The organism is Kordiimonas sp. SCSIO 12603 (assembly GCF_024398035.1).
Taxonomy (GTDB): domain Bacteria; phylum Pseudomonadota; class Alphaproteobacteria; order Sphingomonadales; family Kordiimonadaceae; genus Kordiimonas.
The window spans coordinates 297,501-311,687 of the sequence record NZ_CP073748.1 but is presented as its reverse complement, the minus strand read 5'-3'; the positions used below and the strand labels follow the sequence as shown (position 1 = coordinate 311,687).

General features: G+C 47.9%; 15 protein-coding genes. 8 read left to right on the top strand and 7 right to left on the bottom strand.

Annotated elements, in window-relative coordinates; all coding sequences use genetic code 11:
- Window positions 1-7 precede the first annotated feature (7 nt).
- The 5 genes from KFE96_RS01375 to KFE96_RS01355 all read left to right on the top strand — a co-directional run bounded on the left by KFE96_RS01375 (window position 8) and on the right by KFE96_RS01355 (window position 3,942).
- Window positions 8-760 carry an alpha/beta fold hydrolase gene (locus tag KFE96_RS01375; RefSeq protein ID WP_255834228.1) on the top strand — a complete coding sequence of 251 codons (753 nt, stop codon included), beginning with the start codon at window positions 8-10 and terminating at the stop codon, window positions 758-760.
- Window positions 760-1,413, top strand: coding sequence for an endonuclease III (nth, locus tag KFE96_RS01370; protein WP_247019867.1), 654 nt, complete (start codon window positions 760-762; stop codon window positions 1,411-1,413). Before KFE96_RS01375 ends, nth begins: the two co-directional genes overlap by 1 nt.
- Window positions 1,414-1,490: 77 nt before the next feature.
- Window positions 1,491-1,922 (top strand): RidA family protein, encoded by a 432-nt coding sequence (locus KFE96_RS01365; protein WP_255834227.1) that lies wholly within the window; start codon window positions 1,491-1,493, stop codon window positions 1,920-1,922.
- 79 nt (window positions 1,923-2,001) lie between these two features.
- On the top strand, window positions 2,002-3,471 hold the full coding sequence (locus KFE96_RS01360) for a M20/M25/M40 family metallo-hydrolase (RefSeq protein WP_255834226.1): 1,470 nt from the start codon (window positions 2,002-2,004) through the stop codon (window positions 3,469-3,471).
- Between the two features lie 60 nt (window positions 3,472-3,531).
- Window positions 3,532-3,942 (top strand): HIT domain-containing protein, encoded by a 411-nt coding sequence (locus tag KFE96_RS01355; protein ID WP_255834225.1) that lies wholly within the window; start codon window positions 3,532-3,534, stop codon window positions 3,940-3,942.
- Here KFE96_RS01355 and KFE96_RS01350 read toward each other — a convergent pair.
- The 7 genes from KFE96_RS01350 to KFE96_RS01320 all read right to left on the bottom strand — a co-directional run bounded on the left by KFE96_RS01350 (window position 3,921) and on the right by KFE96_RS01320 (window position 10,982).
- Window positions 3,921-4,310, bottom strand: a complete 390-nt coding sequence (locus KFE96_RS01350; protein WP_247019876.1) for a hypothetical protein — start codon at window positions 4,308-4,310, stop codon at window positions 3,921-3,923. The genes KFE96_RS01355 and KFE96_RS01350 overlap by 22 nt on opposite strands.
- Before the next feature lie 88 nt (window positions 4,311-4,398).
- The gene (locus KFE96_RS01345) at window positions 4,399-5,022 is read right to left on the bottom strand and encodes a DUF6445 family protein (protein ID WP_247019878.1); all 624 of its coding nucleotides are present in this window, start codon (window positions 5,020-5,022) and stop codon (window positions 4,399-4,401) included.
- Window positions 5,023-5,072: 50 nt separating this feature from the next.
- Window positions 5,073-5,582 (bottom strand): GNAT family N-acetyltransferase, encoded by a 510-nt coding sequence (locus tag KFE96_RS01340; protein WP_255834224.1) that lies wholly within the window; start codon window positions 5,580-5,582, stop codon window positions 5,073-5,075.
- Window positions 5,521-7,101 (bottom strand): bifunctional phosphoribosylaminoimidazolecarboxamide formyltransferase/IMP cyclohydrolase, encoded by a 1,581-nt coding sequence (purH, locus tag KFE96_RS01335; RefSeq protein ID WP_255834223.1) that lies wholly within the window; start codon window positions 7,099-7,101, stop codon window positions 5,521-5,523. The genes KFE96_RS01340 and purH overlap by 62 nt, the downstream gene beginning before the upstream one ends.
- 57 nt (window positions 7,102-7,158) lie before the next feature.
- Entirely contained in the window at window positions 7,159-8,898 is a 1,740-nt protein-coding gene (locus KFE96_RS01330) for a heparinase II/III family protein (RefSeq protein WP_255834222.1), read from the bottom strand.
- Window positions 8,899-8,920: 22 nt separating this feature from the next.
- The gene (rpe, locus tag KFE96_RS01325; RefSeq protein ID WP_247019885.1) at window positions 8,921-9,583 is read right to left on the bottom strand and encodes a ribulose-phosphate 3-epimerase; all 663 of its coding nucleotides are present in this window, start codon (window positions 9,581-9,583) and stop codon (window positions 8,921-8,923) included.
- 70 nt (window positions 9,584-9,653) lie between these two features.
- Window positions 9,654-10,982 (bottom strand): RsmB/NOP family class I SAM-dependent RNA methyltransferase, encoded by a 1,329-nt coding sequence (locus KFE96_RS01320; RefSeq protein ID WP_255834221.1) that lies wholly within the window; start codon window positions 10,980-10,982, stop codon window positions 9,654-9,656.
- 105 nt (window positions 10,983-11,087) lie between these two features.
- Here KFE96_RS01320 and KFE96_RS01315 point away from each other — a divergent pair, with 105 nt between their 5' ends.
- The 3 genes from KFE96_RS01315 (at window position 11,088) to KFE96_RS01305 (ending at window position 14,138) form a co-directional block, all read left to right on the top strand.
- Window positions 11,088-11,834: a hypothetical protein gene (locus KFE96_RS01315; RefSeq protein WP_255834220.1), complete on the top strand. Its 747-nt coding sequence runs from the start codon at window positions 11,088-11,090 to the stop codon at window positions 11,832-11,834.
- Window positions 11,834-13,168, top strand: a complete 1,335-nt coding sequence (locus KFE96_RS01310) for an MFS transporter (protein WP_255834219.1) — start codon at window positions 11,834-11,836, stop codon at window positions 13,166-13,168. Before KFE96_RS01315 ends, KFE96_RS01310 begins: the two co-directional genes overlap by 1 nt.
- 76 nt (window positions 13,169-13,244) lie before the next feature.
- Window positions 13,245-14,138, top strand: coding sequence for a GNAT family N-acetyltransferase (locus tag KFE96_RS01305; RefSeq protein WP_255834218.1), 894 nt, complete (start codon window positions 13,245-13,247; stop codon window positions 14,136-14,138).
- Window positions 14,139-14,187 lie beyond the last annotated feature (49 nt).

Here is a 14,187-nt window from a genome sequence, read left to right as displayed (position 1 = left end):
CAACTTTATGAATTCGCCGCAGTATTTAGAAACCGCTTATGGTGCTAAAATCGCTTATCACAAGCATGAAGGCAAAGGGCCGGGTGTTGTGTTTCTTGGTGGCTTTATGAGTGATATGGAAGGTTCGAAAGCCTTGGCGCTGGAAGCTTACTGTAAACGTGTTGGGCGTGCTTTCGTAAGGTTCGATTATCAGGGTCATGGGCAATCATCCGGTAAATTTGCGGAAGGTACAATTGGCATTTGGGCGCGTGATGCGATGACCGTGCTGGATACGCTCACGGAAGGGCCTCAAATTCTTGTTGGTTCCTCAATGGGGGGCTGGATTTCCATGCTGGTTTCAAAGGCGCGTCCGGGCCGTGTTAAAGGATTTGTGGGTATCGCTGCAGCGCCTGATTTCACTGTGCGTATGTGGAATGAAGATTTTGGCGATGCGGAGCGCGAGGAAATCCTTGCGAAAGGTGCATTTATGCGGCCGTGCGATTACGGGGATGAACCTTACACCATTACTAAAGCTTTGATTGAAGACGGCTGGGATAACCGTGTTATAGCCGGACCTCTGAAAATGGATATGCCAGTGCGGCTTATCCAAGGAACAGAGGACGCTGATGTACCGTGGCAAACAGCGCAGATGATTGCTGATAAACTTACATCAGATGATGTGGAGATTATCTTGGTGCCGGGTGGTGACCACAGGCTTTCCACTGATCAGGATCTGAAGCGCCTTATCCGTATTGTTGATGGTTTGGCGGCAGAAATCTGATGGCTGGTAAATATTCAAAGCTGAACCGTAAGCAGATTTTTGAGTTTTTTGATCGTCTCGCTGAAGATAATCCTAACCCTGAAGGTGAACTGGATTATGTGAATGAATTCACGCTTCTTGTTGCTGTGGTGCTTTCTGCGCAAGCAACAGATGTGGGTGTGAACAAAGCCACCAAAGATCTTTGGCCTGTGGCAGACACGCCGGAGAAAATGTATGCGCTTGGGGTGGATGGTCTGAAGAAATATATCAAAACTATTGGGCTTTATAACTCGAAAGCGGAGAATGTAATCAAGCTCTGCCGGGATTTGATTGATAAGCACGGTAGTCAGGTTCCTGAAACACTTGAGGAACTGCAGGCGCTTGCAGGTGTGGGCCGGAAAACAGCCAATGTGGTGCTGAATATTGCGTTTGGGCAGCCAACGTGCGCGGTGGATACACATATTTTCCGGGTTTCAAACCGTACAGGTCTCGCGCCGGGCAAGAATGTGGACCGTGTGGAAGATGCGCTGATGAAGGTGATCCCTGAGCCATTTAAGCTGCACGCGCACCACTGGCTGATCCTTCAGGGCCGCTACATCTGTAAAGCGCGCAAACCAGACTGCGCAAAATGTAAGCTCACTGATATCTGCCTGTTTAAAGAGAAAACTATCTAATTCTCTTAAATGTGAAAGGCATGCGGAAGTGAGTGTGATATTGTCCCCTCAATAATAGATATCGAGGGGCAAATATTATGTATAAAGCACTTATTCTGGCGCTTAGCTTAGGTGTAGCATCTACAGCATACGCAGGTGATAAAGTTATCCATCATTCTTCAGCGAACCCCAACGCACCCTACACGCCAGTGGTGCAGCACGGTAATACGCTCTATCTATCGGGCCAGCTGGGTTATGATGAAAATCGCAAACTGCCTGAAGGTATTACTGCCCAAACCCACAATATTATGAAGAGTATAAAAACGCTGGTGGATAACCACGGTTCTTCAATGAAACATGTGGTGAAATGTACAGCTTTTCTAAAGGATGTCGCCGAGTGGGGTGATTTTAATAAGGTCTATACTCAGTATTTTGAACCGGGTTTCCGGCCAGCGCGTAGTGCGGTTGGTATTGGCGGTGTGCCAGCGGGTGCGAGAGTTGAAGTTGAGTGCATTGCGGCAGTTAAATAGCGCTTCACGCATCTAAAGCTTGCAATTTCACTGAATTGAGCGATTTCATATCCCCATAGGCATCGCTTATGGGGAGGACATGATGAAAGCGCTTAAATATCTACTTTATATTATTCTCGGGTTGATGATTTTTACCGTTTCCCGGACCTTTCTATTTTTCCCTGCAGCACAGCCCGTAAAAATCACTTTGCCGACCCTTAGTGAGGCGGAGACCACGCAGATCGCAGAAAACCTTTCCAAAGCAATTACGTTTAAGACCATTAGCCAAAGTCTCAGTGTTGCACCTGATCATGAAGCCTTTACGGGCTTCCATGCTTTCCTTGAAGAAACTTTCCCTGCGGCGCACGGTGTGATGGAACGGGAGTTGGTGAGCGATTATTCGCTTATGTACCGTTGGCCTGGCAAAGCAGGTGGTTCTAAAAAACCAATTGCCTTTCTTGGTCATATGGATGTTGTGCCTGTGCCGGAGTTTGGCCTGAAGGATTGGGTACACCCGCCATATGCTGGCACAATTGATGAAAGAGGTGTTATTTGGGGCCGAGGGGCTGTGGATGATAAAGGTATGCTGATGGCGCTTCTTGAAGCGGCAGAGCGGCTTGTGAAGGCGGGGTTTGAGCCAGATCGAGATATCTATTTCATGTTTGGTCATGATGAAGAGCTGGGCGGTGATAAAGGTGCCGCCATGATGGCAGCGCGCCTTAAGGAACGTGGTGTTCAGCTTGATTGGGCGGTGGATGAAGGGTCTGCGATGGTGGACGGTATTATCCCCGGTGTGAACTCTCCAATCGCTCTTATCTCACTTGGTGAAAAAGGTTCTGTCACTCTTAAGTTCTCTGCCACCGAAGAAGGCGGGCATTCAAGCGCACCTAAGGATTATACTGCTGCCAGTATTGCTGCTGCTGCGGGTGTTGCGGTTACTGAAAACCAATATCCGTTGGTGCTTGATGATACGCTCGAGCGTATGTTTACAGCTATGGCGTCCCAGATGAATTTTCAGAATAGGTTGGTGATAGGGAACCTTTGGCTAACTAAGCCGCTTATGAAAAATGAACTTTCGAAAAACCCGACAATTGCGGCCTTCATGCATACAACAACGGCTTTCACCATGATGCAGGCGGGTACCAAAACCAATATACTACCTCAGTATGGTGAAGCGCATGTGAATTACCGTATCCATCCGCGAGATACCGTTGATGGTGTGGTAGACCGTGCGCGCGATATCATCAATGATGACCGTGTTGAAATCACTAAGCTTGGTGGGCGTGAAGCCACGAGCATGTCGTCTGTATCCTCCGAAGGGTATGCCGATCTTTCTGCCTCTATTCGGGAAGTGTTTGGTCCTATCCCGGTTGCGCCTACCTTAACCGTGCAAGGTACAGATGCGCGGCATTACTATAGTGTGGCTGATAATGTGTACCGTTTTATGCCATTTGTGTTTGAACCGGACGGCTTAAAGCAAATTCACGGTACCAACGAAGCAATCAGCACGGAAGCTATGGTTTCACAGGTTGTGTATTTTGAAGATCTGATCCGTAGGTCGGCCCAGTAAATTCTTGAAAGCGATAATATGGCGAGGCATAACCCTCACCATATTGCAGAAGGAATGTCGATGACAGATTTTGAGCTTCATCCGCAGCTTGCGGCAGATACCATTTTTATTATGAAGCTTGAGCTTTGTGATTTGCTCTTGCAGAAGGATGCTAATTATCCGTGGCTTAACCTTGTGCCTCGGGTGGAGAATGCTCGGGAAATACATACTCTTTCGGCGGAGCAACAGCAGCAGTTGTTGAAGGAAATATCCTTTGTTTCCGAGCGATTTGAAAAGCTGACAAGCGCCCATAAGCTGAATATTGCCAATATTGGCAATATGGTGCCGCAGATGCATATCCATATCGTTGCTCGGTTTGAAGGAGATGCCGCATGGCCCGCGCCGATATGGGGTGCTAACCCTCGAAAACCTTATGAAGAAGACACATTGAAAACACTTGTTGAAGAGCTTCAAGAAGCTTTCAAAGCCTGATCATATTCATATTCTGATTGTTGAAGCCTGATAGCGCGAACCATATCTTCAGCTAATGTTCGGTCGCCTCGTGCGATTTTCAGTTTGATCTGATTTGAGGATTGGCTGGGTAGCGCCTGCGCCAAATCAAGCCTGCTGATATGCATGAAGATGTGATTACCCCAGAAACGTTTGCGAAATTCAATTGTTTCTAATTCATCAATAGAGATCGAGATATTCTTGATGGCTGATTTCATCATTCCAAAAACAGCGTCTACTGTTTGAAATTGGAGGGTAATGTTTGTATTATCTAACCGTAGCAAACCTTCGGTTTCTGCGAAGCCTTCATAAGCGCCGGTTATTTTAAACGGCAGACTTTTTCTTTCCATTATATTTCCCCTTCCCGAATGATGCTGCAAGGATAACAAGTGGGGATTTATTAAGAAAATTTCAAGTAAAGCTGCAGTTTAGAGGCCCTTACTTGTCGGGGAAGCCATTTACGCTGGTATAGCTGCTAAGATAGATTAAGCGACCATTTTCCAGTGATGTTCCGAAGCTACGACCGGCATCATGAAATTGCTGAGGACGGAAAATCATCAAGCGGTTAAAGCGCATGGGGACCGTCATGGTTTTTTCCCATTTATCCATATCATTGGTATCAGGCTCAATAATATCTGACCAAACCTGGTCCTGTGTATCCCATTTGCTTTCTTGCCACTCTTTTTTAGACCAAGGTGTATGGTCTAGTCCTGTAGGTCTATGTTGGTAAAGGTGTGTGCCGTCTTCACAGTGTTCGGGTAGAGTAAGATAGAGAATAACGGTCCAGTGGGCGGGGTCAATATGTACACTGTGGGTACCATTTTCCCCATCTAGGGCAATTCTGAATTTATGATAGGAACTGCCGGGTACAAGGGCAAGAGGCTCGCCCACAATTTCTGCTATTTTTTCGTCAAAACCATTAATCTTCTGGCGGTACTGAGAGTTTCTCCCCGCAAACATGGTTGGAGTATCATATGTTGGGTATTCTTGCTGTAGTGCTGCGTTTCTCAGAACGAAGGGATCTGGCAAAAAATCATCAATTATGATCAGCGATTGTTTCATGTTGGCAGGTAACTCCGAAAGCGTTTTTATAGCCCTGTTTTAGAGGCACTTTAAGCAGATAATTCCATAAATACCAGTGTTCGGTTTTTATCCCGGTGGCAGGGTGATGTATGGGTTTCTTGAAAACCAAGTCTGCTATATAGATGACGTGCGCGCTCGTTGTCTGAATAAACATCAAGTTTGATGGTTTTGGTATCTGTGCTGAATATATGTGTGATTGTTTCCTGCATAAAGCGAGAGCCAATACCGCCTCCGGTTTTAGCAACCATAATACGGCGCCATTCAACTATATTATCGGCGTGTTTTACCAGAATGGCATAGCCGGCACGATCGCCACCAACTTCACCAATCAGATAGATGAAATCCTTATCAACTATTTGCCGTTGGTGTGTTTCAAGGTTATCGCCATGTACAAAGTTACCATTTGGCGAAGCTTCAAGTTTCAGGATGAAGGCGAGATCACCTTCATCCGCATTTCTGATATTGAGCACCGCCATATTAGTGGCGGAAATGGCGCATACTGGTGAAGACCATAGCGAGGCCTGCTTCATCTGCAGCATCAATAACTTCCTGGTCGCGCATACTACCGCCCGGCTGGATTACGGCTGTTGCACCAGCCTCAGCTGCGGCTAGAAGGCCGTCAGCGAATGGGAAGAATGCATCAGATGCTACCACTGAACCTTTGGCAAGGCTCTCAGCATCCCTGGCCATCTCAGCTGCTTCACCCGCACGGATCGCAGCAATACGGCTGCTGTCACGGCGGTTCATCTGCCCTGCACCAATGCCTACTGTCATGCCGTCACGCACATAAACGATAGCATTTGATTTCACGTGTTTGCCAACCTGGAAAGCAAACAGCATATCTGTTAATTCAGCATCTGTTGGTTGGCGTTTTGTTACCACTTTCAGATCATCTTTAGAGATGCGGCCAGTGTCGCGGTTCTGAACCAGATACCCACCGGAGACAGATTTAACCATCTTGGCTGATTGCTCAGGGTCTGCAAGACCGCCCGTTGTAAGGAGGCGCAGGTTCTTTTTCGCTGCAATAATGGCTTTGGCATCGTCTGTTACGTCAGGCGCGATAATCACTTCAGTGAATACTTTCACAATCTCTGTTGCGGTTTCAGCGTCTAGCGTGCCGTTCAGGGCCACAATACCGCCAAAGGCAGAAACCGGATCACACTTCAGTGCTTTCTCGTAGGCGCTCTTAAGCGTATTACCCATCGCAACACCGCACGGGTTCGCATGTTTGATAATAGCAACCGTTGGAACAGATGGATCAAACTCGCTTACCAGCTCAAAGGCCGCATCTGTATCATTGAGGTTATTATAGGAAAGTTCTTTCCCTTGATGCTGGGTTGCTGTTGCAATGCCAGGCCGGTCTTCAGCGTTTTTATAGAAAGCCGCTGATTGGTGTGGGTTTTCACCGTAGCGGCATTCCTGAACCTTGCTGCCTGCAAACGGCATACGGTCTGGGAATGTTTCACCGTTCTGCTCAGCAAACCACTGTGCAATCGCAGCGTCATAAGAGCCCGTACGGCTGTAGGCTTTAGCAGCCAATTTGCGGCGGGTGTCTAGTGTGGTGCCGCCTTCAGCTTTGATTTCATCAATAACCGCTGTGTAATCAACAGGGTCTGTGATGATGGTTACAAAGCCGTGGTTCTTAGCCGCGGAACGTACCATCGCAGGCCCACCAATATCGATATTTTCAATGCAGGTGGCGAAATCAGCGCCCGAAGCTACTGTGGCTTCAAACGGATAAAGGTTGATGGCAACCAGATCAATCGCACCAATTTCGTGCGTATCCATAGCGGCTACATGATCATCATTATCTCTAAGCGCCAAAAGGCCACCATGAATTTTAGGATGTAGTGTTTTTACACGACCATCCATCATTTCAGGAAAGCCCGTATGGTCTGCAACTTCTTTAACTGGAATACCAGCATCACGCAGAACTTTGGCAGAGCCGCCGGTGGAGAGGATTTCTGCGCCGATATCAGCTAGCGCCTGCCCAAGTTCCAGAAGCCCCGTTTTATCTGAAACAGAGAGGAGAGCGCGTTTGATAGTGACTTTAGTCATTTTTACTGTGCCTTACTTCACATTGTTTGGACACTGAACCCGCTCCCAAGCTGCGAGTTATGTATCCATTTCACTAAATACCCATCTACAGATGGGCGTTGTTTTTTCCTTAACAGGAACCCGTACAACGATTTGCCGGGAATTTGCTGGGCTGTCCGGCTTTTTGAGATAGAGGCTTTCCTCAATCTCAGCTGTGCCTTCATCCACATCAAAAATCCAGACGCGGCCGTTTTTGCTTTCAAGCGTGATGCGGCCATCTGGTGCCTTAAGCGCTTCAACAGATGGGTGCAAATGGAACCTGATAGCTATTGAGGCGCCACCTAATTTTTTAAGTTTTGGGCCAAAAAGTCTGTCTGTACCGCTTAGTTGTTTACCACTGTTTGAAAGTGTGACTGAACGTTCGTGCTTTACCCCAAAGCGCTTTAAATAACCATCATGGGTTAGTTTAGCGGTGGTACTGTCTTCTGTGCTTTCTCTTAGCGTAAGAGTTTCACTTACACCTTTGCCGATGGTGCCGTCATCCAGAATGCGGCTGCTGTTTGTATCTGAAATAACAAGTGCTGAATGAGCAGCGGTTGAACGCGCCATAGCGCCGAGTTCCGAGAGTGGCCCATCTAATTTAGCGGGACCCATGTTCACAACCAAACGGTCTTGCCCGACAGAGAATTCAAAAGATCCAGTGCTTGCGTGTGCCTTTTTTGAAAGCTGTTGAGAGGGTGGTGGGCTGCAGTCCATTACAAGTGTGCTTTGCCCTATGCTGATACGTTGGATGCCTGAATGCGTGGAGTTTTCAATGGCCTTACCTTTGGCTTCGCTGGCGAGGAGGATGGAATCTACCCCAAAACTTCCTTCCGCCGAAACACCACCAATCTGAGCAAAACTACCATCTGCATGGCGCATGGCACGTACATAAGGCGCTAGCCTGTCGAGCGTGATCTGAACCCATGATGGCAGATCATTATCGGTATCAATATAAGCGCCACGAACAAGGATAAGCAGTTGCATGCAGCGGATCGCATCAGCCGGGTTATGGCTTATTGTGCCACCATCAGGTAGTACAAATGCTTTGATCTTGGTTTCAAGTGTACGCACACCTTTTGCACGCCAGCTCTCTCCACCTGGAAGGAGAAGCCCTGCAAGTGTTAAGGCGGTGGCTGTATAAATTTCTGGAAGGCCCGGTTCTACGTCTCCGCATGTACGCATCAAATGGCGGGTTTGCCTTGCCATGGAATGAAGTACCTTCGATCGGTAAATCAGATCAAGAGATGACATGATGAGGGGAGCGTGTGCCAGCCAGTTGATAAGACGGCGTGCAAGAATTTCTGCGGCCCAGATATCTTTGTGCCACTGCTCGCCCACCGGAATCCACCATCCGAGAATGGTTTCAGCGGCATCTCTGGCTTTGGCTTGATCGCCGGATTGCGCTAAATCCTGTAGCCAGTGAAAGCTGTGGGCATAATTATGATAAGCTTTGCTGGCTTTGTCTCCAATATGTAGCCAGAAGGCTTCGTGCAGTTTGTGCTTTTCACCGTCATGCAGAAGATCACCACCATAAATAGCGGATGCGAGCATAGCATTGCCCGGTGCCGGATCATCAGGACTGCCAAGGAGTTGAACGGGATGACGACCTTTAAGGCGCTGTTCGTACAGGCTATTGCCGTAACCCCATTCACGAATAGAGCGCCCCATTTTCTTGAAGGATTTTGATAAAAACCCTGAGGATGGCGCACGCCTTAAGGTGCTGCGCGAAAGAGGTGCGCTTGCGGCAAAACCAGCGATTTTGTCGGCCGCGTTCATTGGTACCTCTTCCCCCTAAATCTTATTCGCCTCGGATAGTGCGGATATTTTCTGCATACATATCAGGCCCGCCTTTAAAGGTAGCGCTCCCTGCAACTAATACATCGGCCCCAGCGCTTATAACCTGACGAGCTGTTTCTCGGTTTACGCCGCCATCAACCTGTAGGTCAATATCCAGACCAAGCTGATCAATACGTTTGCGGATCGCTTCAAGTTTACGTAGTTGGCTTGTAATGAAAGACTGACCGCCGAAGCCAGGGTTCACAGACATAACAAGGATCAGATCAAGCTCTTCATAGAGATAATCAATAGTGGTCTCTGGGGTAGAAGGGTTTAGCGAAATACCCGCTTTCACCCCTTGCGCTTTGATTGCCTGAAGTGTTCTGTGGGTATGAGCACCCGCTTCTACATGAGCGGTGATAATATCAGCACCAGCTTTTGCAAAAGCTTCAATATATGGGTCAACAGGTTCGATCATCAGATGCACATCAAACACTTTGTCACTATGTGGGCGAAGTGCTTTTACAACATCGGGTCCGATAGTAATGTTCGGCACAAAGTGGCCATCCATAACATCAATATGGATGTAATCGGCGCCAGCGGCGTCAATTGCTCTAACTTCTTCACCCAGTTTCGCAAAATCAGCGGACAGGATGGACGGTGCGATTCTGATTGGTTTCTGCATGGGGTTTCCATATCAGTTCATGCCGCATCCCGCAAGGGACTGAGCGGCCAAGAGATCAATATTTTAGCGGTTATTTCAGCTTTCTTATACGTGCTGCATAAAAACCATCCATACCGCCTTTATCTGCCATAATTGAGGGGAAGCATAAAAGGTCGCCATCAGGGGTAATTAACTCGTCCAAACCGCCAAGCTCATCTTTTGTAATTGCCGTACGCTCAGCTTGTTTGGTTCGTTCAAGGAATTGAGCAATCTGCCCTTTGCCTTCACTGTCTTCAATAGAACATACGCAGTAAACCATAGTGCCGCCCACAGGTAGCATCTCGAAGGCATGATCAAGGATACGGCTCTGGAGTGCTGCCAGCTTGGCAACATCTTCGGGTGCTTTGGTCCAGATCACATCTGGATTACGGCGCAGGGTACCGGTGGCGCTGCACGGGGCATCAAGAAGGATATGATCTACAGGTGTGCCCGGCGTGAAAGTGGAGGCATCTGCGGCATGTACTTCAGCTTTAAGGCCGGTACGACTCAAATTAGCATCGAGTCTTTTAAGGCGATTCTTTGAACGGTCCACACTGGTTACTCGTGCGCCAGCTGCCGCTACCTGCATGGTTTTGCCGCCCGGTGCAGCACAGAGATCAAGAACGTGCTTGCCGCTGATATCACCAAGCAGTTTTGCGGGGATGGCTGCTGCCATATCCTGCACCCACCAAACGCCTGCACCGTAACCCTCTAGGGCGGTTACATCGCTGATGGTACGCCGTAAGCTGCCCGTTGGTAGAATTTCTGCCTCAAGCGTTTCAGCCCAGGCTTGTTTGTCTTCCTCAGGTTTCAGAGAAATATCCAGTGGCGGTGTATCCCGTAATGCTTCGGCGATACCTACAGCAGTTTTTTTACCGTAAGCTTTGCTCCAGCTATCAAAAAGCCATTTAGGCAAGTCTTTTTCAGGCGTGCGGTTCAACTTTGTCAGAAGTTTTTCCTGCTCTCGTACGGCGCGCCTCAAGATTGCGTTCACAAGGCCTGAGAAGCCTTTTTCCTTACCAGGCAGGTTTTTGATCAATGTAACTGTTTCATTCACTGCCGCATGGTCTGCAGTACGCATGAGAAGGATTTGTGTAAGGCCGGTTATAAGTGCGGCTTCTGTCCATGTGGCGTTCTTTGGAAGACTGCTCGAAAGGAGTGAACCAAGAAGCGCTTTTAGGCTGCCGTACCGTCTTAAGCTCAACATCAACAGATTCAGCACAAAAGCCCGATCACGCGCATCAAGGTTCGCCTTCGATGCCATATCATCAAGGGCAACATCAAATGGCCGCTTTTTCAGCGTAACCGCCATAAAGGTGCGCACAGCAGTTTCCCGTGCGCTTAAGGTTCTATTGTGTTTTTTATTCTCAGAGCTTGTCATGCGGGTCTTTGACCATAAACTGATGTGGATTGAAAGCAGTTACTTGCATCATAGCCTAAATCCCCTTTAAACAAGGGAAATATTATGCGCGGGGGAGAATATAACGTGCAGCAGTCAATTTATATTAAGTCTCGATTCAATGGCCCTCCATCATCCGCGAATGGCGGGTACGCAAGTGGCATGCTGGCAAATGCGCTTACGGGTGCTGTGGAAGCATCTCTCCATGCGCCGCCGCCTCTCGATAAAGAACTTGAGCTGATCGCTGTGGAAGGCAAAGCTGAGCTTAAACTTGGTGACAAGCTTTTGGGCACGGCGATAGAAAAACCACTTGAGCTTGATGTGCCTGCGCTTCCACCTAAATTTGAACTGGGTATCAACCCTTATGAAGCACCTGACGCACCGGGCGAGTTCAAACCATTTGGACGGTGTTTTGTGTGTGGTGAAGACCGTACCAAGGGTGATGGTATGTGTATTCACAGCAAACGTCTTAATGAAACACCGGGTCTGGTTGGGGCTTGTTGGGATTTGGGTGATGAACTTGCAGACGAAAGTGGTTTTATAAAGCCAGAATACCTTTGGTCAGCGCTTGATTGCCCAGGATACTATAGCTGTGCACCAGGTGAACCTGCGCTTTTAGGGCGTTTGCACGCTGAGATTCTTGCGCCGCTTAAAGCTGAAGGCCAGGCCAAGATCATTGGTTGGGATATGGGTGATCCAACTAAACCAAAAGGCAGGAAGCGTATGTGCGGTACTGCGGTTTATAGTGTCGATGGAACTCTTGTTGCCAAAGCTGCAGGGCTTTGGATTACAGTAACAGCGGAATATATTCAGGCAGTGGAAGCGAGCGTTTAATGGGAAAAGTGGGCGGTATATTAAGAGGCCTTAAGCCTTACGGTGACAAACGGGTTGTTGGCACATTCGGGCTTGGTATGGCCAGTGGTTTCCCGCTCACATTTGTAATTTCCCTTATGGGCTTCTGGCTTTCTTATAATGATGTCAGCAAAGCTGACGTGGGTTTGTTCGCGCTTGCGACTAGTTTTTACACATGGAAATTCCTTTGGTCTCCGGCTATTGACCGGTTGCCTCTGGGACCAATTACCAAGATATTTGGCCAGCGCCGGGGGTGGCTGCTGTTTATCCAAGGGCTTATGGCGGCCTGTTTGCTTGCGATTTCAGTTTTAAATCCTGCTGATCAGCTTTTTGAAGTTGCGGTGTTTACCTGTGCAATTGCGTTTCTTTCCGCCAGTCAGGATATCGTTATCGATGCTTACCGGATTGAAATTTTGGGTGATGAAGACCAAGGGCATAGCGCAGCTTCTTATGTTTTTGGGTACCGCACAGCCAATTTCATAGCTGGTGTTGGTGTGCTGCTGATTGCAGATCAAATTGGTTGGGGGCTGGCGATTAGCTTGCTGCCACTCTTATTACTGCCGGGTACACTAGCAGTCCTCTGGCTTGGTGAGCCAACCCATAGCCGTGAAGATGATGAGTTTATGGAAGAAGAAGCTCAGCGGGCTCCAAAGTCTCTGTTTGCCGCACGTTTCCGGGAAGCTGTTATTCTTCCGTTCAAGGAATTCTCAAAGCGAGACAACTGGCTTTTAGTCCTGTTGTTTATTCTGTTCTTTAAAGCGGGTGATGCGGTGGCGAGTATTATGACAGCGCCCCTGATCAGGGATATGGAGTTTTCGCTTACCGCTGTTGCGTACGCCAACAAAACAGTAGGCTTTATCACTTTGATGGTTGGTGTTGGCCTTGGTGCTGCGCTTTACAAACAGATTGGTATGTATAAAGCGCTATTCCTATCAGGTATTTTAATGATGCTTACGAACCTGGGTTTTGCTTGGCTTTCTGTTGGCGAAACAGAGCAGTGGCGCTTGGCTGTGGTGATTGGTATGGAGAATTTTGCAACAGGCCTCGGTACCACTGTAATCATTGCTTATATGGCGAGCCTCTGTAATGCCAATTTCACTGCAACCCAATATGCGCTCTTGTCCTCACTTGCGAATCAAGCTCGTACAGTTCTTGGGGCTCCTAGCGGTTTTGTGGCTGAATCTGTAGGATGGGTTGAGTTTTTTGTTTATGCAACGGTACTTGCTATCCCGGGATTAATTCTCTTGTATATCCTGATGAAAAAGGATATCGCGGGGATTAAAAACACACATGATCTTGAAAAAGTGAACATTTAGTAAGACATGTGATGTAATATTCCGGTCAAATCTATGTAATAGGTTTGACTTGAAGCGCGGCTAATAGGATTGCCTTATGAAGAAATACGCTCGTATACGCCCAAGTGTTGCTGCTGCCCAGGCTATGGCAGGTGCTCCCTCTTATGTTCGTCAGGGGAGCCTTGAAGTGCGCCTTGCTCGTTCTTTCAAGGAAATTAAAGCTGCACAGAAGCTGCGTTACAAAATCTTCTATGAAGAAATGCATGCCAAGCCTGATTGGAAGATGCGGGTAACCAAGCGTGATATTGATGATTATGATGTTGTGTGTGACCACCTTCTGGTGATTGACCATGACAAACCAAAATCAAAACAGATTGTAGGTACATACCGTCTTCTACGTCAGGAAGTAGCTGAAGCACACCGTGGTTTCTATTCTTCAGGTGAATTCGATCTGTCACCACTGATGACGGACAGTTTCAAAGAGCAGATGGGTGCAGGCCGCCAACTTCTTGAGCTTGGCCGCAGCTGTGTTCACAAAGATTACCGTGCCACAAGCACCATCAACATGCTTTGGAAAGGTATTGCCGAATACCTTAAAGACCATAACATTGCATATATGTTCGGCTGTGCAAGCTTTGAAGGTATTGATCCGGCTGAATTTAAAGAGGCTTTCTCTTATCTTTACCACAACCATGTTGTGCCGGAAGATTTCAAGGTGAAGGCGCTTGATAGCATGCATGTTGAAATGAACAACATCTCTGCTGATGAACTTGATGTTCGCCGTGCGCGCCGTGCATTGCCGCCGCTTGTGAAGGGTTACCTGCGTATTGGTTGCTTTATTGGTGATGGCGCAGTGGTTGACGAGCAGTTTGGTACGACAGATGTTTTCATCCTGTTACCAGTTGAAAAAATCGCCAAGCGTTACTCTAAGCACTATGACCTTAAGGAAGAAGCGAACGATACGGATAAAGCAACAGCAGCCGTTCAGTAAGAGTAAGCTTTATACATTCATCTAAGTTTAGGCGCTGCCTTTGGTGGCG

Bases quoted from the DNA above. Each gene is read 5' to 3' on its own strand.
- purH (WP_255834223.1), bottom strand. From the start codon at position 7,101: ATGACTAAAGTCACTATCAAACGCGCTCTCCTCTCTGTTTCAGATAAA.
- KFE96_RS01320 (WP_255834221.1), bottom strand. From the start codon at position 10,982: ATGACAAGCTCTGAGAATAAAAAACACAATAGAACCTTAAGCGCACGG.
- KFE96_RS01330 (WP_255834222.1), bottom strand. From the start codon at position 8,898: ATGAACGCGGCCGACAAAATCGCTGGTTTTGCCGCAAGCGCACCTCTT.
- KFE96_RS01340 (WP_255834224.1), bottom strand. From the start codon at position 5,582: ATGCTGCAGATGAAGCAGGCCTCGCTATGGTCTTCACCAGTATGCGCC.
- KFE96_RS01355 (WP_255834225.1), top strand. From the start codon at position 3,532: ATGACAGATTTTGAGCTTCATCCGCAGCTTGCGGCAGATACCATTTTT.
- KFE96_RS01350 (WP_247019876.1), bottom strand. From the start codon at position 4,310: ATGGAAAGAAAAAGTCTGCCGTTTAAAATAACCGGCGCTTATGAAGGC.
- KFE96_RS01310 (WP_255834219.1), top strand. From the start codon at position 11,834: ATGGGAAAAGTGGGCGGTATATTAAGAGGCCTTAAGCCTTACGGTGAC.
- nth (WP_247019867.1), top strand. From the start codon at position 760: ATGGCTGGTAAATATTCAAAGCTGAACCGTAAGCAGATTTTTGAGTTT.
- KFE96_RS01305 (WP_255834218.1), top strand. From the start codon at position 13,245: ATGAAGAAATACGCTCGTATACGCCCAAGTGTTGCTGCTGCCCAGGCT.
- KFE96_RS01360 (WP_255834226.1), top strand. From the start codon at position 2,002: ATGATGAAAGCGCTTAAATATCTACTTTATATTATTCTCGGGTTGATG.
- KFE96_RS01365 (WP_255834227.1), top strand. From the start codon at position 1,491: ATGTATAAAGCACTTATTCTGGCGCTTAGCTTAGGTGTAGCATCTACA.
- KFE96_RS01375 (WP_255834228.1), top strand. From the start codon at position 8: ATGAATTCGCCGCAGTATTTAGAAACCGCTTATGGTGCTAAAATCGCT.
- rpe (WP_247019885.1), bottom strand. From the start codon at position 9,583: ATGCAGAAACCAATCAGAATCGCACCGTCCATCCTGTCCGCTGATTTT.
- KFE96_RS01345 (WP_247019878.1), bottom strand. From the start codon at position 5,022: ATGAAACAATCGCTGATCATAATTGATGATTTTTTGCCAGATCCCTTC.